Genomic DNA, 24,647 nt, shown 5'->3' on the forward strand with positions numbered 1-24,647 from the left:
GGCGCTCGGCGCCGTAGTGCGCGCCCAGCCCGCCGGTGAACAGGCCGTAGCCGTAGGCCACGTGCACGATGTCGCCCGCGCGCCCGCCGGCGGCGCGGATGGAGCGCGCCACCAGGTTGGCCCAGGTGTCGATGTCGTTGCGCGTGTAACCCACGACGGTGGGCTTGCCGGTGGTGCCCGAGCTCGCGTGCACGCGCACCACCTGCTCGCGCGGCACGGCGAACATGCCAAACGGGTAGTTGTCGCGCAGCTCCTTCTTGGTGGTGAAGGGAAAGCGGGCGAGGTCCGCGAGCGACTTCAGCTCGCTCGGGTGCACGCCGCGCTCGTCGAAGGCGCGGCGGTAGTGCGGCACGTTCTCGTAGGCGTGCTCCAGCGTGCGGCGCAGGCGCTGCAGCTGCAGCGCCTGGATCTCGTCGCGGCTGGCGAGCTCGATGGGCTCCAGGTCGCCGGGGGCGGGCTGCTTGACGGGCATGGCTTGTCTCCTGGGGTGTTGTCGTGGTAGGTGCGGTCGGGTGAGCAGGCATGGCGCGGCCTGGCCGGCGCAGCCGTGCCGGCCGGCCTCCAGGGCGGTGGGAGCCAGAAGGCGTGCCCGGGCTCGGACGGATTTCAGGAATGGAAAGTGCCGCGCGCGTGCTGCAGCCGCGTCAGCAGCGGCGAGCGCCGGTAGCGCACTTCGCCGTAATGCGCCTGCAGGTGGCGCAGCACGGTGGCGACGCGCGCCGCGCCCAGGGCATCGGCCCAGGCCAGGGGACCGAGCGGATAGGCGGTGCCCAGCCGCATGGCGGTGTCGATGTCGCGCGCCGTGGCGCCCGACCAGGTGATCACGTCGGCCGCCTCGTTCGCCAGGCAGCACACGGTGCGCATCAGCACCAGGCCGGCCACGTCGTCCAGCGCCTGCAGGCCGATGCCCGCGGCCTGCAGTACGGCCGCCAGCGTGGACAAGTGGGCTTCCGCACCCGCGCCGGCGGCGGCACCCAGCAGCGGCGTGGCGGCGAAGTCGCGGGCCAGGTCCAGCAACAGCAGCGGACCGTCCACCTCGGTGGCCGCCCGCTCGGTGGCGGTGCGCCCGTCGGTGAGCGCGACGCGCACACCGTCGAGCAACAGCGTCTCGTCGGGCAGCGAAGCCTCGTACGCCACCGCCACGCCGGCCGCGCGCAGCCGCTCGACCAGCGGCGCCAGCAGTCCCAGGCGGCCGGCGCAGGCCACGGACGGCGCCACAGCAGCCGGTTCCACCAGCTCGACTCGCGGCGCCGGCACATCGGCGCCGTAGCGGTAGAAGCCCTGCCCGCTCTTGCGGCCGAAGCGGCCGCTGCGCGCCAGCTCCTGCTGGATCAGGCTGGGCGCAAAGCGCGCATCGAAGGCGGTGGCCTGGAACACGGATTCCGTCACCGACAGGTTCACTTCCACGCCGATCAGGTCCATCAGCTCGAACGGCCCCATCGCGAAGCCGCCGGCCTCGCGCAGCAGCCGGTCGATGGCCGCCACCGGGGCGATGCGCTCGGCCAGCAGGCGCAGTCCTTCGGCGTAGTAGGGCCGGGCCACGCGGTTGACGATGAAACCGGGCGCGTTGGGCGCATCCACCGCAGTCTTGCCCCAGGCCTTGGACAAGGCATGCAGGGCCGGCACCAGCGCCGGATCGGTCTCCACCCCGCGAATGATCTCCACCAGCTTCATGCGCGTGGCCGGGTTGAAGAAGTGCCAGCCGATGAGGCGCTGCGGTCGCTTGAGGCCCTGCGCCACCGCGGTGACGGAAATCGACGAGGTGTTGGTGGCCAGCACGGCGTGCTCGCCCAGCACCTCCTCCAGCTGCCGGAACAGCGCCTGCTTGGGCTCCAGCTTCTCGACGATGGCCTCCACCGCCAGGCCGCAGCCTTCGAGCGCCTCCAACCGCTCCACCGCCACCAGACGGGCCCGCACCGCGTCACGCTCGCCGGCCGCCATGCGCCCGCGCTGCACCGCCCCGTCGAGGTCCCGCGCGATGCGCTCCAGCGCCCGGGCCGCAGCGCCGGGATGCACATCGAACAGCCTCACCGTGTGGCCGGCCTGCGCGGCCAGCTGCGCGATGCCGGCGCCCATGCTGCCGGCGCCGATCACGGCCACGCGGGTGGTGGCGTCCAGGGAAAAGGAATCCATGCGTTTGATGCGAAAGAAGCAAGGGAGAGGAGAAAAGGCGAACGGGACGGCAACGGCGCCGGCCCGCAAAGGCACCGGCCGTCATGCCACTCATTGACCGACCGGTCGGTTGATATTAAGGTGCGTCGAGTTTCCGGCGCAACCCGGATGCGCCCCGAGGAAAACCCTAGCCTGGCGGCGCGGCCTTTTGCCCTACGCGCCCGCGATTTCTCTGGAACGTCCCTGAAAAGCCGCCCCCATGAACCTGTTCGACACGCACCGCCCCCTGCTCGATGCCGCCCTGCACGCCGCGCGCACCCGCGGCCACTGGACGCCCTTTCCGGAGATGCCTTCGCCGGCGGTCTACGGTGAGACGGCCCAGGCCGACGGCGAGGCGGCAGTGGCCGCGCTGTTCGGCCGCGACTACCCGCTGGCGCAGCCCGGCGAAACCGGCCGGGTCGCGCCCGAGCGCTCGCCCTACGGCGTGAAGCTCGACATCCGCTACCCGGAATGCGAGCCGCAGGCGCTGGTGGCCGCCGCGCTGGCAGCCGAGCCCGGCTGGCAGGCGATGGGTCCCAAGGGCCGCGTCGGCCTGCTGCTGGAGGCGCTGCTGCGCATCCACCGCCGCAGCCACGAGCTCGCGCGCGCGGCCATGCTGACCACCGGCCAGGGCGCGCTGATGGCCTTCCAGTCCGCCGGCCCGCATGCGCAGGACCGCGCGCTGGAAGCCATCGCCTACGCCTGGAAGGCGATGGACGACGTGCCGGCCGAGGCGCTGTGGGACAAGCCGCAGGGCAAGCACCCGTCGCTGGTGATGAGGAAGCAGTTCGAGATCGTGGGCCGCGGCGTGGCGCTGGTGATCGGCTGCGCCACCTTCCCGACCTGGAACACCTATCCGGGCCTGTTCGCCGCGCTGGCCACCGGCAATCCCGCCATCGTCAAGCCCCATCCGCAGTCGGTGCTGCCCGCGGCGTTGACGGTGAGCGTGCTGCGCGAGGTGCTGGCCGAGCAGGGGCTGGACCCCAACGTGGTGACCCTGGCCGTGAGCGAGCGCCCTGAGGTCACGCAGGCGCTGGCCACGCACCCGGCGGTGGCCTCCATCGACTTCACCGGCGGCAACGCCTTCGGCCGCTGGCTGCTGGAGCACGCCCGCCAGGCGCGGGTGTACGCCGAGATGGCGGGCGTCAACACCGTGGTGGTCGAGTCCACCGACCAGTACGCCGCGATGCTGCAGAACCTGGCCTTCTCGCTGTGCCTCTACAGCGGGCAGATGTGCACCACCACGCAGAACCTGCTGGTGCCGCGCGAGGGCATCCGCACCGACGAAGGACACAAGAGCTTCGAGCAGTTCGGCCAGGACCTGGCCGCGGCCGTGAACAAGCTGGCCACCAACCCCAAGATCGCCTCGTCCGTGCTGGGCGCCATCGTCTCCAGGGACGTCTGGCACCGGGTGGACGCGGCGCAGGGCGTGGGCCGCACGCTGCTGGCCTCTCGGCCGCTGCCGCACCCGGAGTTTCCGGAAGCGCAGGCGCGCACGCCGGTGATCGTGGCGCTGGACCAGGCCGACGCGGCGATCTACCGCATGGAGTGCTTCGGCCCCATCTCGTACGTGGTGGCCGTCGATTCGGCACAGGCCGCTGCGCAGCTGGCTGAGGACATGATCCGCGAGCATGGCGCGCTGACGCTGGGCGTCTACTCCACCGACGAGGCCTTCATCGGCCGCATGGAAGGCATGGGCCGCCGCGCCCGCGTGGCGCTGTCCGTGAACCTGACGCAGGGCGTCTACGTCAACCAGGCCGCCGCCTTCTCCGACTACCACGGCAGCGGCGGCAACCCGGCGGCCAACGCCAGCTACACCACGCTGGCCTTCGTCGCCGACCGCTTCGTGGTCGTGCAGCGCCGCCGCCACGTCTGAAGCGGCGCTGGCCGCGGCCCGCGGCAGCGCCCCAAGCCCACCGTGCCAATTGCGCCGCCCGTCGAGGCCGGCGCGCAGTGTGGACCCCTGCCGGCCGGGCGCATGAAGGGCGGGCGCAAGCACCGGGTGCCGCTGTCGCCCGCGGCGCTGGCGCTGCTGCGCGCCCTGCCCCGCCACGCGGACAACCTGCTGGTGTTCCCGGCGTCCCGCGGCGGCCTGCTCTCGGACATGACGCTGGCCGCGGTCCTGCGCCGCATGCAGGTCGACGCGGTGCCGCACGGCTTCCGCTCCACCTTCCGCGACTGGGCCGCTGCGCGCACGCAGTTCCCGCGCGAGGTGGCCGAGATGGCGCTGGCGCATGCCATCGGCGACAAGGTGGAGGCGGCCTACCGGCGTGGCGACCTGTTCGAGAAGCGGCGCCGGCTCATGGACGACTGGGCCGCCTTTCTGGACCGGCCGGACTTGCCCGGTCAGGCCACCCCACCGGACGGCCGGCAGCCTGCCGCCTGACCAGGTTCATCCTGGCCGTGCCGCCTTGTCCCCGCTCGCAGCCGACCTGCTCATGCCCAGACGCAGGCTGCACTGGATGCGCGAGGGCTTGTTCTTGTCGGCGGCGCTGTCGCGGCGAACCGCGGCATGGCTCTCCGCTGGCGGTGCCGGTGCCACCGGGCCGATCTCGACACCCATGGCCCGGATGCGCGGCATCGGGGAACCCGACATGAACGCTTCCAGCGCCGGCCGAGAGCCGAACAAGCGCAACCGGGCGGAGCAGACGCTGCCTTGCTCTGCAGCGGCGCTGCCTCGACGGCGCCCAGCCGGCTCGCCCCCGCCGCGACAACCCCGCAGGCCTGGACGGCCGCTCACACGGCCTGCCTCCGGCGACGGGATCGGGCCTGGGCCGCCAGGCCCGCTCAGCCGCGGGCCCGGTACTCCGAGAAGATGCCCAGCTCCGTGTGACGCTCGACGCCGTGCAGGCCGTGACTGCCCAGCGTATGCATGACCTGTGCCGGTGGCACGCAGGCCTCGATCGTGTCCCAGTAGTAGCGCCAGAGCATGGGCGTGTCCTTGGCACGCGACACGGCCCGTGCCAGCAGCGGCACGACACCGCGCATGTAAGCCTTGAGCAGGGTGTGGGCCAGGCGGCCCTCGGGGCGGGTGATCTCCAGGATCAGCAGCCGACCGCCGGGCTTGAGCACGCGCCGGAACTCGGCCGCGGCCGCGCTGAAGTCGGCAATGTGCCGCAGCGCGTAGCCCATGACCACGAAGTCCGCGCTGGCGTCGGGTACCGGGATGTCCTCGGCCCGGCCCAGGCGGCACTCCACCGGCTGCTCGAAGCGGGCCTGCCGCATCATTCCCGGGCTCGGGTCCACGCCCACCAGGCGTTGCGGCTCCCCGGTGATCTTCAGGATCTCGCGCGATACCAGCCCGGTGCCCATGCCCACGTCCACCACCTGCAGCCCCGGCTTGAGCCCGGCGCGCAGCAGCGCCTGGCGGCGGTACCAGGAGCCCGTGCCCAGGCCCAGGATCTTCTCCAGCCGGTTGTAGTCCACCGCCGTGTCGTCGAAGGTGCGGCGCAGGAACGCCTCACGCATCGCGGCGTCGTCGGGCTGGTAATACTCGGGCAGCGGCGCGTGGGGCAGGCGTACCGGCGAGGCATCGCGGTCGGGCGAGGAAGATTGCATATGAAGGCGGCGTGGCGGGCAGGTCGGGCCCGGGGCCATGGACAAGGGGTGCTGATGCTACCGCCTCGCCCCGGCCCGGCTGCCCTTGAACTTCCGCCCGTCAGCCCCGGGCCCGGTACTCCGAGAAGATGCCCAGCTCCGTGTGACGCTCGACGCCGTGCAGGCCATGGTGGTCCAGCGTTCGCATGACCTGTGCCGGCGCCACGCAGGCCTCGATCGTGTCCCAGGAGTAGCGCCAGAGCAGGGCCGTATCCCTGGTACGCGACACGGCCCGTGCCAGCAGCGGCACGACACCGCGCATGTAGGCCTTGAGCAGGGTGTGGGCCAGGCGGCCCTCGGGACGGGAGAACTCCAGGATCAGCAGCCGTCCACCGGGCTTGAGCACGCGCCGGAACTCGGCCGCAGCCGCGCTGAAGTCGGCAATGTGCCGCAGCGCGTAGCCCATGACCACGAAGTCCGCGCTGGCGTCGGGCACCGGGATGTCCTCGGCCCGCCCCAGGCGGCACTCCACCGGCTGCTCGAAGCGGGCCTGCCGCATCATTCCCGGGCTCGGGTCCACGCCCACCAGGCGTTGCGGCTCCCCGGTGATCTTCAAAATCTCGCGCGATACCAGCCCGGTGCCCATGCCCACGTCCACCACCTGCAGCCCCGGCTTGAGCCCGGCGCACAGCAGCGCCTGGCGGCGGTACCAGGAGCCCGTGCCCAGGCCGACGATCCTCTCCAGCCGGTTGTAGTCCACCGCCGCGTCGTCGAAGGTGCGGCGCAGGAACGCCTCACGCACCGTGGTGTCGTCGGGCGGGTAGTACGCGGGCAGCGGCGCGTGAGGCAGGCGCACGGGCGAGACCTCGGGATCGGGCAAGGGAGCGGGTGTCATGGGGGAACTTCGCAGACGGCTCGGGCGGACTGCGGGCAGCAGGCCACTGATGCTACTGCCCCGTCGCGGCGGCTTTCCGTCCTGGCTTGCCCCCATCGGACAACCCTGCCTCGGAGAACGCGGGCGAGCGGCAACCGATGCGGGACCGCGGCAAGGCAGCACGACATCCCGGCCGGTGCGCACTCCGCCACGAGGCCCGCCCGGTGGGCACGACTACAATCCGCCCCTTCTTTGAATGCAGTTTTCCGAGGAACACCACATCGTGTCTGCCACCGACGTGAAACCCGCCGGCGATGTGCTGCCGCCTTCCGTGCTGGAGCCCGAGCTGGCCGAACTCCTGGTCCGGGCCTTGAATCTGGAGATCAGCCCGGCCGATATCGACCCCACCGCGCCCCTGTACGGCGACGCCCTGGGGCTGGACTCCATCGACATCCTGGAGCTGGCGCTGGAGGTGTCGCAGCGCTACGGCTTCGAGCTTCGCTCCGACGACGAGAACAACCACAGGATCTTCGCCTCGCTGCGCAGCCTGGCCCTCCATATCGAGCAGCACCGCAAGCGTTGAGCGGATCGTCATGACGCATTGGCAGCTGGGCCTGGCGCTGCTGGGCGTCATCGCTTACTCGCTGCTGTCTCATGTCCTGATGCTGCACGCGGCCCATGAACCCTGGGCCGTGGCCGCGCTGCTGGGCCCGCTGCTGGCCATGGTCGGCGCGGTGGCCTGGCGCGGCCGGCATCGCCTCGGGATGTGGGCCGTGCTGCTGGCCGCGCTGGCCCTGCTGGTCGTGGCCCTGCGCGGTGGCGTCGGCGACGTGAAGCTGCTGTACCTGGTGCAGCATGCCGGCGTCCACGCCGCGCTGGGCGCCAGCTTCGGTCTCACGCTGGCCGGTCCGGGCCCGTCGGCCATCGGCCGCGTGGCGCAGCAGGTGCACGGCACGCTGCAGCCGGGCATGGCGCGCTACACCTGGCACGTCACGCTGGTGTGGACGCTGTACTTCTTTGCCATGGCCACGGGCTCGGTGGCGCTGTACCTGTGGGGGCCGTGGGACGCCTGGTCGCTGCTGGCCAACCTGGTCACGCCGGTGGCCATCGCTGTGCTGTTCGTGGGCGAACACCTGTTGCGCTACCGGCTGCACCCGGAATTCGAACGCGTCTCGCTGCTCGACACGGTGCGCGCCTACCGCAACGTGCCCGCCGACCGATGAACCCGCCGCCCCAATCCTCGTCTCCAACTCCCGTGCTTCCCCTTCTTTGCGCGCGCGACCTCGACGCGCCCCTGGCCTGGCGCGGCGGCGTTCCGGTCAGCGCACGCCAGTTCCTGCGCGACGTGGCACAGCAGGCCGAGCGGCTGCCTGCGCAAGGCGCGGCGCTGAACCTGTGCGTGGACCGCTACCGCTTCAGCGTCGCTTTCGGCGCCGCGCTGCTGCGCGGCCATGTCTCGCTGTTCCCGCCCAACGCGATGGCACAGACCATCGACCAGCTGCGCCCGCAGCACCCGCAGCTGTGGGCCCTGGCCGACCCGAGTGACGTGCCGGAGCTGAGCGGCCTGGACATCCTGCCCGTCACCGACGCGGGGCCGGACACCCGCGCCGAAGCCGTCTTCCTGGCGCCGGAGCTGCCGGCCGCCTGCCTGCTCACGTCCGGCTCGACCGGCGTTCCGCAACCGCATCTGAAGCACTGGGGCACGCTGGTGCGCAACGCCGTCCAGGAGACCCGACGGCTCGCGGCGCTGCTGCAGCGCCCGGACCTGGACGGCGTCAACATCGTCGCCACCGTGCCGCCGCAGCACAGCTACGGCTTCGAATCCAGCGTGCTGCTGGCACTGCAGGGCGGTGCTGCCTTCGACGCCGGCCGGCCCTTCTACCCCGCCGACATCGCCGCCGCACTGCGGCGGCTGCCGCGCCCGCGCGCGCTGGTCACCACGCCTTTCCACCTCAAGACGCTGCTGCGCTCGGGTGTGGACCTGCCTGCGGTGGACCTGGTGCTCAGTGCCACCGCGCCGCTGTCGCCGCAGCTTGCCCAGGAAACCGAGCGCCGCTGCGGCGCCGTGCTGGTGGAGATCTACGGCTGCACCGAGGCCGGCCAGGTCGCCACGCGCTGCACCGCGCGCAGCGACCTCTGGCACACCTTCGACGGGCTGCGCATCGCCCCGCTGCCGGGCCAGCAAGAGGACGAGGGCGAGCGCTACAGCGTGCAGGGCGGCCATGTCGCCGAGCCCACGCTGCTGGCCGACATCCTGGAGCTGCAGGACGCCGAGCACTTCCGGCTGCTGGGCCGCGCCAACGACCTGATCCACGTCGCGGGCAAGCGCAGCTCGCTGGGGCACCTGAACTTCCACCTCAACAGCATCGAGGGCGTGGAGGACGGCGCCTTCTGGCTGCCCGACGAGGTCGCCGACGGCGTGGCGCGCCCGGTGGCGTTCGTGGTCGCGCCCACGCTGGGCGCGCGCGACATCGCCGCCGCGCTGCGTGCGCGCATCGAGGCCGTGTTCGTGCCGCGGCGCGTCGTGCACCTGCCCCGGCTGCCGCGCGAGGCCACCGGCAAGCTCACCGCGCAGTCGCTGCGGCAGCTCGCGCGCGAACACCTGTCGCCTCCCGCCCCATGACGACGTCCCGCAGCGTGGTGCGCCGCATCGCGGTGGACCACCCGAGCTTTGCCGGCCATTTCCCGGGCCAGCCCCTGCTGCCCGGCGTGCTGCTGCTGGCCGAGGTGATGGAAGCCCTTCACGGCGCCGACCTGCCGGCTCCGCCCGGCCAGGCGTACGAGATGCGCAACGTGAAATTCCTCTGCCCGGTGCGCCCTGGCGACGAGATCCGGATCGAGCTGCAGTGCGAGACCGAGCGCGCCCGCTTCACGGTGCAGTGCCGCGACCAGGTCGCCGCCAGCGGCCAGATCGCCTGGAGCGCGCCATGAGCGGTGACGCACCGGTGGCCGCGCCCGCTACCTGGGCCCGCGCGCCCGAGCGCAGCAACATGCTGACGCTGCGGCTCATGTGCTGGATCGCCATGCGCTGCGGCCGCCGCGTGGCGCGCGCCGTGCTGCACCTCATCGCGCTGTACTTCCTGCTCTTCGCGCCCACGGCACGCCGGCATTCGCAGCGCTACCTGGGCCGTGCGCTGGGCCGCCCGGCACGCTGGAGCGACGCCTACCGCCACGTGCACAGCTTCGCCGCCACCATCCTGGACCGCGTCTACCTGCTGCGCGGGCGGCTCGACCTGTTCGACCTGCGGCTGCAGGGCGCCGGGGCGATCGACCAGGCCATGGCCGAGGGCGGTGGCGCCTTCCTGCTGGGCGCGCACCTGGGCAGCTTCGAGGTGTTGCGCACCGCTGGCAGCGCGCAGGGCGGCCTGCGGGTGGCGATGGTCATGTACCCGGACAACGCCCGCAAGATCAACGCCGCGCTCAATGCCGTCGCTCCCGACGCCAAGCCCGAGATCATCGCGCTGGGCCGCATGGACTCGATGCTGGCCGTGCGCGACTGGCTCGATGGCGGCGGCCTGGCCGGCATGCTGGGCGACCGCGTGCTGCACGATGCCTCGCAGCAGGGCAAGGAGCTGCGCGTGTCCTTCCTGGGCCGCGAGGCGGTGTTCAGCGACGGCCCGTTCCGGCTGGCCGCGCTGCTGCGCCGGCGCGTCATCTTCATGGCCGGGCTGTACCTGGGCGGCAACCGCTACGAGGTGCGCTTCGAGCCGCTGGCCGACTTCACCCAGCGCTGCGACAGCGCCGAGCGCGAGCGCCGCATCCGCAGCGCCGTGTGCAGCTACGTCGCGCGGCTGGAATCGCTGTGCCGCGAGCACCCCTACAACTGGTTCAACTTCCATGACTTCTGGCATGAGGACTAGGCGCGGCCTGCTCGCGCTGCTGCTGGCCGGCTGCAGCCTGCCCGCGTTGGCGCTGGAGCTGAACGAGCTGATGACGCTGCTCGGCCGCCACACCAGCGGGCAGGCCCGCTTCTCGGAGCAGCGCTTCGTCAAGGGCTTCGACGAGCCGCTGCTGGCCAGCGGCACGCTGAGCTTCACGGCCACGCCGCCGCGCTTCGAGCGCCGCACGCTGGAGCCGCGTGCGGAATCCATGGTGGTCGAGGGCAACACCGTCACGCTCAGCCGCGGCGGGCGCACGCGCACGCTGGCCCTGGATGCCGCTCCCGAGGCGCTGGTGGCGGTGGAGGCCATGCGCGGCACGCTCACCGGCAACGTCCAGGCGCTGCAGCGCCATTTCCGCACCAGCCTGCAGGGCAGCCTGGAGCGCTGGACGCTGGATCTCACGCCGCTGTCGGCGAACGCCGCCGGGCAGCTGCGTTTCGTGCGCATCGTCGGCCTGCGTGACGAGGTGCGCAGCATCGAGACGCAATTGCTCGATGGCGACCGCACGGTGATCACGATCGAGCCGGTGCGCGGCACCGGGGCCGCCGCGCCGGCCCGGTGAGCTCCGCCCGCCCCGCCGTCGCGCCGCCGCGCCGCGGCCGCACGGTCCTGCTGCTGTGGCTGCTGCTGATGGCGCTGTGCGTGCTGCTGATCGCGCGCGCGCGCTTCACGGCCGACCTCTCGGCCTTCCTGCCGGTGAGCCCCAGCGCGCAGCAACGCGTGCTCATCGACCAGCTGCGCAGCGGTGTGGCCTCGCGCACGCTGCTGGTGGGCATCATCGGCGGCAGCGCCGCCGAGCGCGCCCAGGCCTCGCGCGCGCTGGCGGCCAGCCTGCGCGCCGATGCCCGCTTCGACCAGGTACACAACGGCGAGCGCGGCGACTGGGCCGCGGCGGGCGAGCTGCTGCTGCGCCACCGCTACCAGCTCAGCCCGGCCGTGGGCGTCCAACGCTTCACGGTGGAGGGGCTGCGCGACGCCATCGACGAGACGCTCTCCCTGCTGGGCACGCCGGCCGGCGCTGCCGTGAAGCCGCTGCTGGAGCGCGACCCGACCGGCGAGGTGCAGCGCATCGCCGAGGCCCTGATCCCGGCGCAGGCGCCGCGCCTGGAGGACGGCGTGTGGGTATCGCGCACTGAGCCCCGCGCCCTGCTGCTGCTGACCTTGCAGGCCGCGGGCGACGACCTCGACGCGCAGGCTGCCGCCATCGACGCCGTGCGCGCGGCCTTCGCTCCGCAGGCCGCGCGCGGGCTGGCGCTGCAGCTCAGCGGCGCGCCGCTGTTCGCGGTGGACAGCCGCGCACGCATCCAGCACGAGGTGGTCGTCATCGCCGTCACCGGGCTGGTGGTCATCGGCGGCCTGCTGCTGGCGGCCTTCGCTTCGCTGCGCGCGCTGGCCGTGGCGCTGCTGCCGGTGGCCAGCGGCGTGGCCGCGGGCATCGCGGCGGTGGCGCTGGGCTTTGGCACCGTGCACGGCATCACCCTGGGCTTCGGCAGCACGCTCATCGGCGAGGCGGTGGACTACGCCCTGTACTACCTGATCCAGGCCCGCGACGGTGGCTGGCGCCGCTGGCGCGACCACGCCTGGCCGACGGTGCGCCTGGGCCTGCTCACCTCGGTGTGCGGCTTCGCGGCGCTGGTGTTCTCAGGCTTTCCCGGGCTGGCGCAGCTGGGCGTGTTCTCCGTGGCGGGCCTGGCGGCGGCGGCACTGACCACGCGCTGGGTGCTTCCGGTGCTGGTGCCGGCCGGGGCGACGGGCGCGGGCCGGCTGCAGCCGCTGGGCCGCTGGACCCTGCGTGCCGTGCACCTGTTGGGCCGCGCCCGGCGCCCGGCCTGGCTGCTGGGCGGCGTGGCCGCGCTGCTGCTGGCATGGCCGGGCCAGCCGCCCTGGCGCGGCGACCTGGCCTCGCTCAGCCCGGTGCCCGCCGCCGCGCAACGACTGGACGCCTCGCTGCGCGCGGACCTCGGCGCCAGCGACGCCCGCACCCTGGTCGTGGCCAGCGGCGCCGACCTGCAGGCCGCGCTGCGCGGCGCCGAGGCCGCCGCGGCGCGGCTGGATACGCTGGTCGAACAGGGCGTCATCGGCGGCTACGAGGCGCCCACCCGCGTCCTGCCCAGCCTGGCCACCCAACAGCAGCGCCAAGCCGCGCTGCCCGAGGCCCAGGCGCTGCGGGAGAGCCTGGCCCAGGCCGTGCGCGGCACGCCGCTGGCGCAGCGCTCGCTGGAACCTTTCCTGGCGGAAGTCCAGGCCGCGCGCGCGCTGCCGCCGCTGACGCCGGAGGCGCTGGCCGGCACGCCGCTGAAGGCGGTGGTGGATGCGCTGGTGATCCGACGCTCCGACGGCGGCTGGACTGCGCTGCTGCCGCTGCAGCCGCCCGCCCGGGCCGATGCCGGCATCGACGCACCGCGCGTGCAGGCCGCGCTGCAGGGGCTGCCGGGCGAGGTGGCGGTGCTGGACATCAAGCAGGAGCTCGACGGCCTGTACGCACGCTACCTGCACGAGGCACTGATCCAGGCGCTGCTGGGCGTGGTTGCGGTGGTGGCGCTGCTGGGGTGGCAGCTGCGCTCGCTGCGCCGGCTGTGGACGGCCTGCCTGCCGCTGGCGCTGTCGGTGCTGATCACGCTGGGCGGCTTCGTCGCGCTCGGGGTGCCGCTGGGCATCCTGCATCTCGTGGGGCTTTTGCTGGTGGTGGCAGTGGGCTCCAACTACGCCCTGTTCTTCGTGCAGTGGCCGATGGCGGCGACCGGCGCGGCGCCCGACGAGCGCCAGGCCGACACGCTGGCCTCGCTGCTGCTGGCCAACGTGACCGCGGTGTGCGGCTTCGGGCTGATCGCGCTGTCGCAGATCCCCGCGCTGTCGGCCATCGGCCGCGTCGTGGCGCCGGGCGTGCTGCTCGCGCTGCTGCTGTGCTCGGCCTTTGCGCCACGGCGCTGAGGCGCATGGGGAAGCCTATGGGAAAATCCCGCGCCCCGTGGCCGCCGCAGCCGGCGCGCCCGCTCTCGTTGTCCTCCCCCGCATGACCTTCTCATCCACCACGCCCTGGTCGATGCCGCCGTTGCTGCGCGCCACCTTCGGCCTGCATGCGGCCGCCGCGGGCGCGCTGCTGCTGCGCCCCGAGTGGGCGGGCTGGGCCATCGGCACGCTGGTGCTCAACCACGCCGCGCTCACGGCTGCCGGGCTGTGGCCGCGCAGCCGCTGGCTGGGGCCGAACCTGGTGCGGCTGCCGCCGGCCAGTGCCGCGCGCGGCGAAGTGGCGCTGACCATCGACGACGGCCCCGACCCGGTCGTCACCCCGGCCGTGCTGGACCTGCTGGAGCGCCATGGCGCGCGCGCCACCTTCTTCTGCATCGCGCAGCATGCGCGTCGGCACCCGGCGCTGGTGCGCGAGATCGTGGCGCGCGGCCACAGCGTGCAGAACCACAGCGACGTGCACCGCCACAACTTCTCGCTGCTGGGCCCGCGCGGTTTCCTGCGCGAGATCGAGCGCGCGCAGCAGACGCTGACCGAGCTCAGCGGCGAACGCCCCACCTGCTTCCGCGCCCCCGCCGGGCTGCGCAACCCCTTCCTGGACCCGGTGCTGCACCGGCTGGGGCTGCGTCTGGCGAGCTGGACACGGCGCGGCTTCGACACCCGCGAGCGCGATCCCGCGCGCGTGCTGCAGCGCCTCGTGCGCGGCCTCGCGGCTGGCGACATCCTGCTGCTGCATGACGGCAACGCCGCGCGCACCGCGCAGGGCCGTCCGGTGGTGCTGGAGGTGCTGCCGCCACTGCTGGAGCGCTGCCGCCAGGCCGGGCTGCGCTGCGTGACGCTGCCGCAGGCCCTGCGTGCCGGTCTGCCCGCGCCCCCTTCCGCCAACGCCCCCCTGCTACACGCCGACGCGTCCCGCCCTTCCTGATTTCCGCTGGCTCATGACCACATCCCTTCTCTCCTCCGCGCCGCTGGACGGCGACGCGGCCTGGCAGGCACTGCACCGCGCCGCCTGTGCGCCCTACCGCTCGGCGGGTCGCTTCGCCTGGCATTTCGCGCGCGGCAAGCTGGGCCGGGACCCGGTGTTCCGCGGCCTGCTCGAGCGTGGCGACCTGCCGCCGCGCGCGCGCGTGCTGGACATCGGCTGCGGGCAGGGCCTGCTGGCCAGCCTGCTGGCGGCCATCGACGCCGCGCATGCCCGCGGCGCCTGGCCCGCGTCCTGGCCGGCCGCGCCGGCGGGCGCCCGCTACACCGGCATCGAGCTGATGCCGCGCGACGTGGCGCGCGCCCAGGCCGCGCTGGGGCAGCTGCCCACGGCGCCGCGCTTCGTCTGCGGCGACATGTGCCGCGCCGAGCTGCCCGCCAGCGACGTGGCCGTGATCCTGGACGTGCTGCACTACGTGGACCATGCCGCGCAGCAGGCCGTGCTGGAGCGCGTGCGCGACGCGCTGCGCCCGCACGGGCGGCTGCTGCTGCGCGTGGGCGACGCGTCCAGCCGGCGCGGCTTTGCCGTCAGCCAGTGGGTGGACCGCGTCGTCACCATGGTGCGCGGACACCGCATGCCGCCCACCTGGGGCCGCCCGCTGTCCGAATGGATCGCGCTGCTGCAGCGCCTGGGCTTCAACGTGCAGCCGGTGCCGATGAGCCGGGGCACCCCCTTCGCCAACGTGCTGCTGGCCGGAGACCTGCGATGAATCCGCTGCCGATCAGCGACTACACCGCCGCCAGCGCCCTGGGCGTGGGCCGCGACGCAACGCTGTCCACGCTGCGAGCCGGCCGTGGCGGCCTGACGCCGCGGCGCTTCGAGACCGTCGAGCTGGAAACCTGGATCGGCCAGGTCGAGGGCCTGGACGACAGGCCGCTGCCGGCGGAGCTGGCCGAGTGGGACTGCCGCAACAACCGCCTGGCGTGGCTGGGGCTGCACGCCGATGGCTTCGACCACAGCGTGGCGCGGGCCGTGCAGCGCTGGGGCGCGCGCCGCGTGGGCCTGTTCCTGGGCACCAGCACCTCGGCCATCCTGGAGACCGAGATCGCCTACCGCCACCGCGACCCGGACACCGGCGCGCTGCCCCCGGGCTTCCGCTACGCGCAGGCCCACAGCACCGCCTCAGTGGCGGGCTTCGCGCGCCGGGTGCTGGGGTTGGAGGGACCCGGCTTCGTGGTCTCCACCGCCTGCTCCTCCAGCGCCAAGGTGTTCGCCACCGCGCAGCGCATGATCGCGCTGGGGCTGATCGACGCGGCCGTGGTCGGCGGCGTGGACAGCCTGTGCCTCACCACCCTCCACGGCTTCAACTCGCTGGAGCTGCTGTCGCGCGAGGCCTGCCGGCCCTGGGACGCCGGGCGGCACGGCCTGTCGATCGGCGAGGCCGCCGCCTTCGCGCTGCTGGAGCGCGAGTCCGCCGCCCCCGCGGCCTGGCTGCTGGGCACGGGCGAGAGCAGCGACGGCCACCACATGAGCAGCCCGCACCCCGAAGGGCTGGGCGCCATCGCCGCGATGCGCGCCGCGCTGGCCCAGGCCGGGCTGCAGCCTGAAGGCGTGGACTACGTCAACCTCCATGGCACGGCCACGCCCAACAACGACGCCGCCGAGGACGCCGCGGTGCGCACGGTGTTCGGCACCGGGCTGCCCTGCAGCTCCACCAAGGGCGCCACCGGCCACACCCTGGGCGCGGCCGGCGGCCTGGAGGCGGTGATCTGCATGCTCGCGCTGCGGCACGGCTTCATGCCCGGCGGCCTGAACCGGCACACACCCGACCCGGCCCTGCAGTGCCACTACCTGGGCGCGAACCGCGAGGCGGCGCTGTCGGTGGTGGCCAGCAATTCCTTCGGATTCGGCGGCTCCAACGCCTGCCTCCTGCTGGGAGCGGCGCGATGAGCGGCGGTGTCCTGAGTTGCTGGGTGCGCGGCGTGGGCCTGCTCGGCCCCGGACTGCCCGACTGGGCCACGGGCCGCGAGCTGCTGGCCGACCCGGCGCGCTGGGTGTCGGCACCCACGATGGTGCCCGCGCCATCGCGGTTGCCGCCGGCCGAGCGCCGGCGCGCGGGGACCATCGTCAAGGTGGGCATCGCCGTGGCCGACCAGGCCTGCGCGCAGGCCGGGCTTGACCCGCAGGACGTGGCCACGGTGTTCAGTGCCTCCACTGGCGACGGCCCCAACTGCCACGCGCTGTGCGAGACGCTGGCGACGCCGCAGCGCGCGGTGTCGCCCACGCGCTTCACGAACTCGGTGCACAACGCGCCCGCGGGCTACTGGCACATCGCCACCGCCTCGCGCGCACCCTCCACCAGCCTGTGCGCGCACGACGCCAGCTTCGGCGCCGGGCTGCTGGAGGCTGCCAGCCAGTGCCTGGCCGACCAGCGGCCGGTGCTGCTGGTGGCCAGCGACGCGCCCTACCCGCAACCGCTGCAGGCCGTGCGCCCGCTGGCGGACGCCATGGGCGTGGCGCTGCTGCTGGACACGGTGCCCGGCGACGCGCCACTGCTGCGCCTGCACATCGGTCTCGGCGACGCGGCGCCCGAGAGCTGTGCCCATGCCGGGCTGGAGTCGCTGCGCCTGGGCATTCCGGCCGCGCGCGCGCTGCCGCTGCTGCAGCGCATGGCACGGGGCGCGGTGCGGCCCTGCGTGCTGGAGTACCTGGACGGCCTGTCGCTGACGGTCGGCGTGGAGCCGGCGTGACGGCGCCGGCCATGCTGCAGCGCGCCGACATCGCCGCGCGCATCCCCCACCAGGGCCGCATGTGCCTGCTCGACCGCGTGCGCGCGTGGGACGCGGAGGCCGTGACCTGCACCACCGGCAGCCATCGCGACACCGACAATCCCCTGCGCAGCGCCGGCGGCCTGCTGAGCCCCTGCGCCATCGAGTACGCCGCCCAGGCCATGGCGCTGCACGGCGCGCTGGTGGCGCCGCCCGAAGCCGGTCCGCGCCCGGGCTTCCTGGCCAGCGTGCGCGACGTGCGTTTCCACACCTCGCGGCTGGACCTGCTGCCGGGCGACCTGGAGATCCAGGTGCGGCGCCTGGCCGGTGCCGGCTCGCAGGTGCTCTATCAATTCCGGGTGAGCAGCGATGGCGCCCTCGTGGCCGAGGGCCGCGCCGCCGTGGTGCTGGACACGCCGCTGCCCCCGTCCTGAACGGAGGAGACCTCATGACCCTGGCCGGCAAACGCGCCCTCGTCACCGGTGCCAGCGGCGCGCTGGGCAGCGCCATCGCACGCCAGCTCGCCCGCGATGGTGCGCACGTGCTGCTGCAGGCGCACTCGCGCCCCGACGCGGTGGCGCAACTCGCCGAAGAGATCCGCGGCGCCGGCGGCAGCGCCGAGCCGCTGGTGTTCGACGTCAGCGACGCCGCGGCCGCGCGCGCCGCCTGCGAGGCGCTGCTGCGCGACGGCCCGGTGCAGGTCATCGTCAACAACGCCGGCGTGCACGACGACGCCGTGTTCCCCGGCATGCGTGCCGAGCAGTGGCACCGCGTCATCGACGTCTCGCTGCACGGCTTCTTCCATGTCACGCAGCCGCTGCTGCTGCACATGCTGCGCACGCGCTGGGGCCGCATCCTCAACATCTCCTCGGTGGCCGCGCTGGCAGGCAACCGTGGACAGGTCAACTACGCCGCGGCCAAGGGCGCGCTCAACAGTGCCACGCGCGCGCTCTCGCTGGAGGTCGCCAGCCGCGGCGTCACGGTCAATGCCATCGCGCCGGGCATCATCGCCTCGCCCATGGCCGAGCAGGCCTTCGACAAGGCGGCGATCGAGCAGCTCGTGCCGGCCAAGCGCGCGGGCACGCCCGAGGAGGTGGCGGCACTGGCGAGCTTCCTGGCCAGCCCGCAGGCCGGCTACATCAGCGGGCAGGTGATCTCCATCAACGGCGGGATGTACTGACGACAGGGGCGCCTCGCAGCGTGCACACGGCCTGAAGGCGGCGCCGCCCACCTGGACGCGCTCTCCCGCCGGACGCGGGCAACCGCGGGGACGAAGCTGGCGCCCGAAAGGGTGAACGGCGGGGGATGGGGCACCATCCGCCGGCATCGGCCACCTACACTGCCGCGTCCCTTTCACTCCCCTGTCCCCAGGAGAACACCCATGAAGAAGAAGGCCCTGAGCTGGATGCTGCCGGTGGCGGTGATTGCGCTGAGCGGTTGCGCGGCCAACGTTGTCAAGAGCGGCAACAACGACATCCGCGTGCCGCCCGAGGCGGCGAAGAAGATCGTGCTGAGCGTGAGCGGCGCCCCGACAGTGACCGGCTCGGCCGATTGGGCACCGTTCCGGGGCGAACTGCGCAACGCCTTCGCCAATGAGGCCGAGGCCGCCGGCATCGCGTTCACGATGGGCGACGGCACGGTCAAGCCCACCGGCGAGGCGGGCACGCTGCTGTCGGTGCAGGTCAACGACTACCGCTACCTCAGCACGGGCGCGCGCTACGGCCTGGGCATCATGACGGGCAACGCCTTCGTCAATGCCAACGTGCGCTACCTCGACCTCAAGACCGGCCGCAGCTTCGGCGAGCAGACCGTCAACACCAGCTCCACGGCCTGGCAGGGCGTGTTCTCGGCCATGACCGACAAGCAGCTGCAGGCCATCGCGCACGACGTGGTGGGCGAGATCCGCAAGCCGCAACGCTGAGCGCCCCGCACTGATCGTCAGGAGGGACGCCATGGCCATTCGTACCACCGCCGCGGCCCTCCTGGTGGCCGCGCTGCCGCTGGCCGCCACTGCGCAGTCGCTGCCCGATCCGGGCTACCTGTGCTGCAACATGCGCACCAGCGGCAACTGGATCAGCGACATCAACTATGCCTCCAGCGGAACGCGCGTGATCCCTGCGGGCACGCCGGTCACGCCCACCGGTTTCGGGCGCTACCGGGTGCACGTCACCATCGAGGGCACCCCGCAGGACATCGGCAACGACTACAGCCGCGAGCTCGACATGGGCGTCTTTGCCCGGCGCTACGTGGTGCCCGACAACCCCGCCGCCGCGATTGCGAAGATGCCGCGCAAGGTGCGCCAAGCCATCCAATCCGCGCGCGTGATGCCGGGCATGACGCGCGAGCAGGTGCTGATGGCCGTGGGCTACCCGATCACCAGCGAGAACCCCAATCTGAACGCCAGGGTCTGGCGCTACTGGCTGTCGAGGACCCAGGAATTCCAGGTGGTGTTCGATGCCAGGAACCGCGTCGGGGAAGTCATCGCCGATCCGCAGACCCGAGCTCTGGCGGTGATGAACTGAGAAGGTGCGCCCGGCGCCACGCGGCCGGGATCAGGGCTGGAACGGCGGGCGCCGCAGCCCGCGGCGCAGCAGCAGTACCGGCAGCCGCAGCACGAACTCCAGCACCAGCCGCGTGTGCATCCAGGTCAGCAGCACGTTGTCGCGGCCATAGCGGAAGTGCGAGACACCGCCCTCCTCGGGCTTGAGGTACTTCACCGGCGCGTCGATGTTGACGGGCTTGACGCCGCGCCAGGCCAGGCGCACCACGGCCTCGGTGTCGAAGTCGAAGCGCCGCATCCAGGGCTGGCGCGCCATCACCGCCACCAGCGCCGCCACCGGGTAGACGCGGAAGCCGTAGAGCGAATCGCCCACGCCGGCGCCCAGCGTCTCCAAATCGGTCCAGCCGTTGGAGATGCGCCGCCCGCGCACGCGCAGCAGCGGCGCGCTGGCGTCGAACACCGGCTTGCCCAGGATCATGGCCTCGGGCCGCCGCATCGACGCCTGCATGAAGCTCGGGATCAGCGCCGCGGGATGCTGCCCGTCGGCGTCCATGGTCAGCGCGTGCGTGAAGCCGGCGGCCTGCGCAGCCTTCAGGCCATGCAGCACGGCCGATCCCTTGCCCTGGTTGCGCGGCAGCACCCACACGCGCAGGCCAGCGTCGTCCTGTGCCATGCGCTGCAGCCCCTCGGCGGTACCGTCGTTGCTGCCGTCCACCACCACCCACACCGGGCACCACTGCGCACGCGCCTCGCGCACCGTCTCGTAGACCTTGGCACCGGTGTTGTAGCTGGGGATGAGGACGAGGTGCGTGCGCGACGGCGTGGCCACGGCGGCGGAAACGGTGCTGGAGGTCATGGCTTGCGGGACGCCGGCGGCTTCACGTTCGCGGCGAAATAGTCCTCGAGCTGGCGCAGCAGCGCATCGGCGTCCGGCGAGGGCGCGAAGCGCTCGCCCAGGCGCAGCGTGAACACGATGGGCAGCGGCGGCAGGCGCCAGATCGGCCAGCCCTTGCCGAGATAGGGCGAGTCGGTGTCGATGAACACCGTCTGGATCGGCGCATTGGCCAGCTTGGCGATCAGCGTCACGCCCGGGCGAAAGGGGTTGACCGGGTACTTCGTGGTGCGCGTGCCTTCCGGAAAGATCACGAGCTGGCCGCCGGCCCGCAGGTCCTCGATGGCCAGGCGCACCATGCTGCGCGGCGAGTCGTTGCGGATGTAGCGCGCCAGGCGGGCGCCGGCGCCCAGGAACAGGTTGCGCATCAGCTGCGCCTTCATGATGCAGGCGCTGCGCGGCAGCCGCGCCACCAGCGCCAGCGCGTCGATCATGCTGGGATGGTTGGCCACCACGATCAGCCCGGGCTCGTCACGCAGCGTGTCGAGCACGCGGTTGTCGATGCGCAGCATGCCGCTGCAGCGGGCGATGGCCCAGAACAGCCGGTAGCCGTAGGCGATGCCCGCGCGCCCGACGGCCCGCCCGCGCGGGCGCGGCAGCACCGGGTACAGCAGCATCGCGATCGCGTTCCAGCTCAGCGATATCAACCCCAGCAACGCCAGCTGGCCATGCAGCAGCAGCGTCAGCGGCAGCGCAAGCAACGACTTCATCCGGCCTCAGTCCTCATCAACCTGTCGATCCGACGTCGCGAACACCCACGACACCGCGACGCCCACGGACCAATGCTCGCGCTGGCGCACCAGCGGGCTGTCCAGGAAGCTCGCTCCGCGCAGGCTGTCCCAGCGCAGGAAACCGCCCAACCACCAGTTGTCCACGCGCCGCGACACGGCCCCCAGCAGGTACCCACCGGCCGCGCCACCGCCGGGGCGGTAGGCCGGGCGTCCGGGCGCTGCCTCCGCCGGGGAGACGCCGTAGAACAGCTCGTTGTAGCGCCGGTCCTGCGCGATGGCCGCCGCCGCCACCCCGACGCGCCAGCCGCGCAGGTCGGTCAGGTCGAGGTTGAGCTGCGGCGTGGCGACCCAGCCCTTGAAGCCGCCGTTGGAGCCCACGCCCAGCGCGGCACGCACGGGCAGCCGCAGGTCGAGCTTCCAGCCCTGGCCGCGGCCCAGGGTCCAGTTGACGTTGGGGCCGAACTCGACGATGGGCGGCAGGTCCTCCATGCCGCGGCGCGCCTCGTTGTCGTCGCTGCGCGTGGGCGGACTGGCCGCCAGGCTGAGATCGAAGTCCAGCCGGTCGGTTTCCAGGAGCACGGCGCGCGCGCCCTCGCGGTCGGCCTTGAGGATCTCGCCGCGGTACACGACGTAGGGCACCGGCAGCACCCAGGTGTGCGACTGGTCCGAGCCGCGGTAGTGCGGCAGCCGCAGCACCCCGGCGCCGAGGCCCAGCTCCCACAGCGGCTGCGACTGCGCCCGCGCCAGCGGCGCGGCCAGCACCAGGGTCAGCGCCACGGGCGCGGCAACGATGCTTTTCCTCATGTGACCAGTTCCCCTGGGGCGCTGCCATGCGCCTCGATCTCGACCAGCAGGTCGGCACGGCAGACATCGGCCTGCAGCATCACGGCCGAGCGCACGGCGTGCGCATCGGCGCCCAGTCGGTCCTGCAGCAGGCGCTGCACCGTGGCGGCGTGCTCGGCATGGCGCACGTAGATCACGCAGTCGAAGTCCCGCAGCGCAAGGCGCGCGCTGCAGCGCGCCTCGGCCGCGGCGATCACCGTCTGCAGGTTGAGCAGCGTCTCCAGCGTCTGCGCCTCGACATCGCCCGCATGCAGGCTGAGATGGCCGGCAATGCTGGCCGTGCCGGAAACCAGCAGCGCCACCCGTCCCGGCGGCAACGGCACCAGCGCCGCGCGCGAGAAGGTCGGGCTGCGCGGGCCGTACGCCGACGGGTAGTGGTAGGCCGGCACCTGGCGCGGGTTCTCCACCGGCACGGCGGCCTGCGTGCCGGCCAGGAAACGCACGCACAGGGGCCCGCCCTGCACGCCCAGGCAGCTCGCGGCCGGTGCCCCCTCGAAGGCCGCCTGGCCGGCGTCCAGGAAGGCGAGCTGGCGCCCGGCGTTGAAATGGCGGTAGCGCTCCAGCCCGTCCTGCGCCTCGTTGATGCGCGGCACGTAGTTCCACAGCCGCAGCAGGTGGCGGCACCCGGTAGCCTGCAGCGCGGCAAAGATGTCGGCATAGGCCTGGCGCACCAGGGCCTGCAGCCCGATGCCCTCTGCCGCCTCGTCGATCTCCAGCGCGCCCCAGAGCCAGCGCCCGTCATGGCGCCAGCGCACCCGGCCGCTGCGGCCCTCCCGCACCGTGCCGACGCCGCTCCAGGCGTCCACCATCGGGGCGGCCGACAGCACCGGCGCGCGCACCGCGTCCGGGCCATCGCCATAGCCCAGGCCACCGAGCAGCGTGGTCGCGAGCAGAGACTGAGGCCAGGCCGCCAGCGCCATGCGCCGGACCTGCAGCGGCGCTGGGGCAAGGAGCGACGTCGTCATGACTGGATGGTCTCGCCCTGCAGCGGCCCGAGGTCGCGGATGTTGCGCCGGCGCATCTTCCAGGCGCCGAAAGTGCGCCGGGCATGGCGCAGCGACACCATGTAGTACAGCGCCTTGAGGACGCGCAGCGAGCGCCAGATCGGCGTGCCGCGGTAGAGGTCACCGGCCAGCAGCGACAGCAGCGCCTCCTTCACCCGGAACATGTTCTGCGGGTACATAAAGAACTCGCGCATGGTCGGGTTGGTGACGCGGAAAATGAACCACGAGAACTCGCGCGGACCCTTGCGCATCATGGCCTCGAAGCGCCGCCGCGCGCGCGCAGCCTCCGCGCCCGGACGGTCCAGGCAGGTGGCCACGACCTCGGCGCCCTCGAAGGCACTCTGCATGGCCAGGAACACGCCCGAGGAGAACACCGGGTCGATGAAGGCAAAGGCGTCGCCCAGCAGCAGGTAGCGCTCGCCGCTGCAGTGCGTGGCGCTGTAGGAGTAGTTGCCCGTGGCGTGCACCACGTCGTCCACCAGCGTGGCGTCCTTGAGCCGCTCGGCGAGCTTGGGACACAGGGCGATGGTGTCGGCGAAGAAGTCCTTGAGCGGCTTGTTGCGCGACTTCAGGTAATACGGCCAGCACACCGCGCCCACGCTGGTGGTGCCGTCGGCCAGCGGAATGAACCAGAACCAGCCGTGCGCGAACCAGAAGATGGTGATGTTGCCTTCGAGCTGCCCGGGCAGGCGCTGGGCGTCGCGGAAGTGGCCGAACAGTGCCGAGCTGTTGTGCCTGGGGTTCTTCTCCTTGGCGCGCATCCTGTTGGCCAGGAAGGTGTCGCGGCCCGAGGCATCGATCACGAAGCGCGCACGCCAGCGGCACTCCTGGCCGTCGCCGAGCTGCGCCTGCACGGTGGCGCCCTCGGCATCGAAGTCCACCTCGCGCACGCGGCAGTTCTCCAGCGTGCGCGCGCCCTGCGCCGCGGCGTGGCGGAACAGGATCTCGTCCAGCTCCGAGCGCCGCACCTGCCAGGCATAGGGCAGCGACTTGTCCCAGGCGTCGCCAAACTCCAGGAAGCTGGAGTGCTCGTGCTGCGGCGAGACGAACTCCACGCCCCACTTGGGCATGCCGATGCGCTCCACCTCCCCGCGCAGCCCGAGCTTGTCGAACAACGGCACGTTGGCCGGCAGCAGTGACTCGCCGATGTGGAAGCGCGGATGCTGCGACTTCTCCAGCATCACCACATCGCGCCCCTGCTGCGCCAGCAGCGTCGCGATGGTGGAGCCGGCGGGGCCGCCGCCGATGACGAGCACATCGCAGTGTTGCGTCGCTTGGGGGGGAGAAGCGGTCATGGGAACTCTCGGCGGGACGGGCGGACAGCGGCCGGAATCAGGAAACGGAATGCCACGGTCGAGACGTGGACATGAAGAGGCGCGATTGTGCCTTGCCCCTCTGCCCGAACCGCGCGCAGTCTGTCACGCCGTTCCGGATGCCGGGAAGGCCGGGGAGCGCTTCCTGTCGTGCTGCGCCTCGGCGCATCCGCGCTGCCGGTGGGCCGGTCTGACGAACTGGGCGGCAGGCCGATGCGTGCGTGCGGCAAAGCCCATAATCCCGCGCCGCCCGGACATCGATAC

26 protein-coding genes and 1 pseudogene are annotated in these 24,647 nt (G+C 72.7%); 17 read left to right on the forward strand and 10 right to left on the reverse strand.

Annotated elements, in window-relative coordinates:
• Together HHL10_RS26475 and HHL10_RS26480 are read right to left on the reverse strand one after the other, a co-directional pair.
• A pseudogene (locus HHL10_RS26475) lies at nucleotides 1–472 on the reverse strand (phenylacetate--CoA ligase); the annotation flags it as partial.
• Nucleotides 473–606: 134 nt separating this feature from the next.
• The gene (locus HHL10_RS26480; RefSeq protein ID WP_169163421.1) at nucleotides 607–2,133 is read right to left on the reverse strand and encodes a 3-hydroxyacyl-CoA dehydrogenase; all 1,527 of its coding nucleotides are present in this window, start codon (nucleotides 2,131–2,133) and stop codon (nucleotides 607–609) included.
• A 238-nt stretch (nucleotides 2,134–2,371) separates the two neighbouring features.
• On the opposite strand from HHL10_RS26480, the gene paaN reads away from it, so the two are divergent.
• Nucleotides 2,372–4,027 (forward strand): phenylacetic acid degradation protein PaaN, encoded by a 1,656-nt coding sequence (gene paaN, locus HHL10_RS26485; RefSeq protein WP_169163422.1) that lies wholly within the window; start codon nucleotides 2,372–2,374, stop codon nucleotides 4,025–4,027.
• A 42-nt stretch (nucleotides 4,028–4,069) separates the two neighbouring features.
• The gene (locus HHL10_RS26490; protein WP_205833231.1) at nucleotides 4,070–4,537 is read left to right on the forward strand and encodes a tyrosine-type recombinase/integrase; all 468 of its coding nucleotides are present in this window, start codon (nucleotides 4,070–4,072) and stop codon (nucleotides 4,535–4,537) included.
• Nucleotides 4,538–4,543: 6 nt separating this feature from the next.
• Here HHL10_RS26490 and HHL10_RS26495 read toward each other — a convergent pair whose 3' ends face one another.
• The 3 genes from HHL10_RS26495 to HHL10_RS26505 form a co-directional block, all read right to left on the reverse strand.
• Nucleotides 4,544–4,747, reverse strand: coding sequence for a hypothetical protein (locus HHL10_RS26495; protein WP_169163423.1), 204 nt, complete (start codon nucleotides 4,745–4,747; stop codon nucleotides 4,544–4,546).
• A 191-nt stretch (nucleotides 4,748–4,938) separates the two neighbouring features.
• Nucleotides 4,939–5,709: a class I SAM-dependent methyltransferase gene (locus HHL10_RS26500; protein WP_169163424.1), complete on the reverse strand. Its 771-nt coding sequence runs from the start codon at nucleotides 5,707–5,709 to the stop codon at nucleotides 4,939–4,941.
• A 100-nt stretch (nucleotides 5,710–5,809) separates the two neighbouring features.
• A complete protein-coding gene (locus tag HHL10_RS26505; protein WP_169163425.1) occupies nucleotides 5,810–6,583 on the reverse strand; it encodes a class I SAM-dependent methyltransferase in 774 nt (257 codons plus the stop codon).
• Between the two features lie 262 nt (nucleotides 6,584–6,845).
• Here HHL10_RS26505 and HHL10_RS26510 point away from each other — a divergent pair, with 262 nt between their 5' ends.
• From HHL10_RS26510 to bamE, 15 genes are all read left to right on the forward strand, one after another.
• The gene (locus HHL10_RS26510) at nucleotides 6,846–7,145 is read left to right on the forward strand and encodes a phosphopantetheine-binding protein (RefSeq protein WP_310734679.1); all 300 of its coding nucleotides are present in this window, start codon (nucleotides 6,846–6,848) and stop codon (nucleotides 7,143–7,145) included.
• Between the two features lie 10 nt (nucleotides 7,146–7,155).
• Nucleotides 7,156–7,785, forward strand: a complete 630-nt coding sequence (locus HHL10_RS26515; RefSeq protein ID WP_169163427.1) for a COG4648 family protein — start codon at nucleotides 7,156–7,158, stop codon at nucleotides 7,783–7,785.
• A 32-nt stretch (nucleotides 7,786–7,817) separates the two neighbouring features.
• Nucleotides 7,818–9,185, forward strand: coding sequence for an AMP-binding protein (locus tag HHL10_RS26520; protein ID WP_310734680.1), 1,368 nt, complete (start codon nucleotides 7,818–7,820; stop codon nucleotides 9,183–9,185).
• Nucleotides 9,182–9,493, forward strand: coding sequence for a 3-hydroxyacyl-ACP dehydratase FabZ family protein (locus HHL10_RS30790; RefSeq protein WP_235971817.1), 312 nt, complete (start codon nucleotides 9,182–9,184; stop codon nucleotides 9,491–9,493). The genes HHL10_RS26520 and HHL10_RS30790 overlap by 4 nt, the downstream gene beginning before the upstream one ends.
• On the forward strand, nucleotides 9,490–10,422 hold the full coding sequence (locus HHL10_RS26525; protein WP_169163428.1) for a lysophospholipid acyltransferase family protein: 933 nt from the start codon (nucleotides 9,490–9,492) through the stop codon (nucleotides 10,420–10,422). The genes HHL10_RS30790 and HHL10_RS26525 overlap by 4 nt, the downstream gene beginning before the upstream one ends.
• On the forward strand, nucleotides 10,412–11,005 hold the full coding sequence (locus HHL10_RS26530) for a LolA-related protein (protein ID WP_205833232.1): 594 nt from the start codon (nucleotides 10,412–10,414) through the stop codon (nucleotides 11,003–11,005). Before HHL10_RS26525 ends, HHL10_RS26530 begins: the two co-directional genes overlap by 11 nt.
• A gap of 68 nt (nucleotides 11,006–11,073) precedes the next feature.
• Entirely contained in the window at nucleotides 11,074–13,374 is a 2,301-nt protein-coding gene (locus HHL10_RS26535; RefSeq protein ID WP_169163469.1) for an MMPL family transporter, read from the forward strand.
• 82 nt (nucleotides 13,375–13,456) lie between these two features.
• The gene (locus HHL10_RS26540; protein WP_169163430.1) at nucleotides 13,457–14,335 is read left to right on the forward strand and encodes a polysaccharide deacetylase family protein; all 879 of its coding nucleotides are present in this window, start codon (nucleotides 13,457–13,459) and stop codon (nucleotides 14,333–14,335) included.
• Nucleotides 14,336–14,348: 13 nt separating this feature from the next.
• Nucleotides 14,349–15,101 (forward strand): class I SAM-dependent methyltransferase, encoded by a 753-nt coding sequence (locus tag HHL10_RS26545; RefSeq protein WP_169163431.1) that lies wholly within the window; start codon nucleotides 14,349–14,351, stop codon nucleotides 15,099–15,101.
• Nucleotides 15,098–16,282, forward strand: a complete 1,185-nt coding sequence (locus tag HHL10_RS26550; protein ID WP_169163432.1) for a beta-ketoacyl-[acyl-carrier-protein] synthase family protein — start codon at nucleotides 15,098–15,100, stop codon at nucleotides 16,280–16,282. The genes HHL10_RS26545 and HHL10_RS26550 overlap by 4 nt, the downstream gene beginning before the upstream one ends.
• Nucleotides 16,279–17,082: a beta-ketoacyl synthase chain length factor gene (locus HHL10_RS26555; protein WP_169163433.1), complete on the forward strand. Its 804-nt coding sequence runs from the start codon at nucleotides 16,279–16,281 to the stop codon at nucleotides 17,080–17,082. The genes HHL10_RS26550 and HHL10_RS26555 overlap by 4 nt, the downstream gene beginning before the upstream one ends.
• Entirely contained in the window at nucleotides 17,079–17,534 is a 456-nt protein-coding gene (locus HHL10_RS26560; protein WP_375138987.1) for a hotdog family protein, read from the forward strand. The genes HHL10_RS26555 and HHL10_RS26560 overlap by 4 nt, the downstream gene beginning before the upstream one ends.
• 14 nt (nucleotides 17,535–17,548) lie before the next feature.
• Nucleotides 17,549–18,280 (forward strand): 3-oxoacyl-ACP reductase FabG, encoded by a 732-nt coding sequence (fabG, locus tag HHL10_RS26565; RefSeq protein ID WP_169163434.1) that lies wholly within the window; start codon nucleotides 17,549–17,551, stop codon nucleotides 18,278–18,280.
• A gap of 201 nt (nucleotides 18,281–18,481) precedes the next feature.
• Nucleotides 18,482–19,021: a hypothetical protein gene (locus tag HHL10_RS26570; protein ID WP_169163435.1), complete on the forward strand. Its 540-nt coding sequence runs from the start codon at nucleotides 18,482–18,484 to the stop codon at nucleotides 19,019–19,021.
• 31 nt (nucleotides 19,022–19,052) lie between these two features.
• On the forward strand, nucleotides 19,053–19,622 hold the full coding sequence (bamE, locus tag HHL10_RS26575; RefSeq protein WP_169163436.1) for an outer membrane protein assembly factor BamE domain-containing protein: 570 nt from the start codon (nucleotides 19,053–19,055) through the stop codon (nucleotides 19,620–19,622).
• A gap of 30 nt (nucleotides 19,623–19,652) precedes the next feature.
• On the opposite strand, the gene HHL10_RS26580 is transcribed toward bamE, so the two are convergent.
• From HHL10_RS26580 to HHL10_RS26600, 5 genes are read right to left on the reverse strand one after another with little or no spacing between them, the layout of a single operon-like run.
• Complete coding sequence (locus HHL10_RS26580; protein WP_205833233.1) at nucleotides 19,653–20,456, reverse strand: glycosyltransferase family 2 protein; 804 nt, start codon at nucleotides 20,454–20,456, stop codon at nucleotides 19,653–19,655.
• Complete coding sequence (locus HHL10_RS26585; RefSeq protein ID WP_169163437.1) at nucleotides 20,453–21,202, reverse strand: lysophospholipid acyltransferase family protein; 750 nt, start codon at nucleotides 21,200–21,202, stop codon at nucleotides 20,453–20,455. Before HHL10_RS26585 ends, HHL10_RS26580 begins: the two co-directional genes overlap by 4 nt.
• A 6-nt stretch (nucleotides 21,203–21,208) precedes the next feature.
• On the reverse strand, nucleotides 21,209–22,027 hold the full coding sequence (locus HHL10_RS26590) for a MipA/OmpV family protein (RefSeq protein WP_169163438.1): 819 nt from the start codon (nucleotides 22,025–22,027) through the stop codon (nucleotides 21,209–21,211).
• Nucleotides 22,024–23,031: a chorismate transformation FkbO/Hyg5 family protein gene (locus HHL10_RS26595; protein WP_169163439.1), complete on the reverse strand. Its 1,008-nt coding sequence runs from the start codon at nucleotides 23,029–23,031 to the stop codon at nucleotides 22,024–22,026. Before HHL10_RS26595 ends, HHL10_RS26590 begins: the two co-directional genes overlap by 4 nt.
• The gene (locus HHL10_RS26600) at nucleotides 23,028–24,365 is read right to left on the reverse strand and encodes an NAD(P)/FAD-dependent oxidoreductase (protein ID WP_169163440.1); all 1,338 of its coding nucleotides are present in this window, start codon (nucleotides 24,363–24,365) and stop codon (nucleotides 23,028–23,030) included. The genes HHL10_RS26595 and HHL10_RS26600 overlap by 4 nt, the downstream gene beginning before the upstream one ends.
• Between the last annotated feature and the right edge of the window lie 282 nt (nucleotides 24,366–24,647).

It is taken from the genome of Azohydromonas caseinilytica (genome assembly GCF_012927045.1).
GTDB classification, from domain to species: domain Bacteria; phylum Pseudomonadota; class Gammaproteobacteria; order Burkholderiales; family Burkholderiaceae_C; genus Azohydromonas; species Azohydromonas caseinilytica.

Coding starts and splice junctions, on each gene's coding strand:
- HHL10_RS26545 (WP_169163431.1), top strand. CDS start 14,349: ATGACCACATCCCTTCTCTCCTCCGCGCCGCTGGACGGCGACGCGGCC.
- HHL10_RS26515 (WP_169163427.1), top strand. CDS start 7,156: ATGACGCATTGGCAGCTGGGCCTGGCGCTGCTGGGCGTCATCGCTTAC.
- HHL10_RS26570 (WP_169163435.1), top strand. CDS start 18,482: ATGAAGAAGAAGGCCCTGAGCTGGATGCTGCCGGTGGCGGTGATTGCG.
- HHL10_RS26585 (WP_169163437.1), bottom strand. CDS start 21,202: ATGAAGTCGTTGCTTGCGCTGCCGCTGACGCTGCTGCTGCATGGCCAG.
- HHL10_RS26525 (WP_169163428.1), top strand. CDS start 9,490: ATGAGCGGTGACGCACCGGTGGCCGCGCCCGCTACCTGGGCCCGCGCG.
- HHL10_RS26555 (WP_169163433.1), top strand. CDS start 16,279: ATGAGCGGCGGTGTCCTGAGTTGCTGGGTGCGCGGCGTGGGCCTGCTC.
- bamE (WP_169163436.1), top strand. CDS start 19,053: ATGGCCATTCGTACCACCGCCGCGGCCCTCCTGGTGGCCGCGCTGCCG.
- HHL10_RS26500 (WP_169163424.1), bottom strand. CDS start 5,709: ATGCAATCTTCCTCGCCCGACCGCGATGCCTCGCCGGTACGCCTGCCC.
- HHL10_RS26580 (WP_205833233.1), bottom strand. CDS start 20,456: ATGACCTCCAGCACCGTTTCCGCCGCCGTGGCCACGCCGTCGCGCACG.
- HHL10_RS26550 (WP_169163432.1), top strand. CDS start 15,098: ATGAATCCGCTGCCGATCAGCGACTACACCGCCGCCAGCGCCCTGGGC.
- HHL10_RS26480 (WP_169163421.1), bottom strand. CDS start 2,133: ATGGATTCCTTTTCCCTGGACGCCACCACCCGCGTGGCCGTGATCGGC.
- HHL10_RS26535 (WP_169163469.1), top strand. CDS start 11,074: ATGGCGCTGTGCGTGCTGCTGATCGCGCGCGCGCGCTTCACGGCCGAC.
- HHL10_RS26595 (WP_169163439.1), bottom strand. CDS start 23,031: ATGACGACGTCGCTCCTTGCCCCAGCGCCGCTGCAGGTCCGGCGCATG.
- HHL10_RS26590 (WP_169163438.1), bottom strand. CDS start 22,027: ATGAGGAAAAGCATCGTTGCCGCGCCCGTGGCGCTGACCCTGGTGCTG.
- paaN (WP_169163422.1), top strand. CDS start 2,372: ATGAACCTGTTCGACACGCACCGCCCCCTGCTCGATGCCGCCCTGCAC.
- HHL10_RS26495 (WP_169163423.1), bottom strand. CDS start 4,747: ATGTCGGGTTCCCCGATGCCGCGCATCCGGGCCATGGGTGTCGAGATC.
- fabG (WP_169163434.1), top strand. CDS start 17,549: ATGACCCTGGCCGGCAAACGCGCCCTCGTCACCGGTGCCAGCGGCGCG.
- HHL10_RS30790 (WP_235971817.1), top strand. CDS start 9,182: ATGACGACGTCCCGCAGCGTGGTGCGCCGCATCGCGGTGGACCACCCG.
- HHL10_RS26505 (WP_169163425.1), bottom strand. CDS start 6,583: ATGACACCCGCTCCCTTGCCCGATCCCGAGGTCTCGCCCGTGCGCCTG.
- HHL10_RS26540 (WP_169163430.1), top strand. CDS start 13,457: ATGACCTTCTCATCCACCACGCCCTGGTCGATGCCGCCGTTGCTGCGC.
- HHL10_RS26530 (WP_205833232.1), top strand. CDS start 10,412: ATGAGGACTAGGCGCGGCCTGCTCGCGCTGCTGCTGGCCGGCTGCAGC.
- HHL10_RS26600 (WP_169163440.1), bottom strand. CDS start 24,365: ATGACCGCTTCTCCCCCCCAAGCGACGCAACACTGCGATGTGCTCGTC.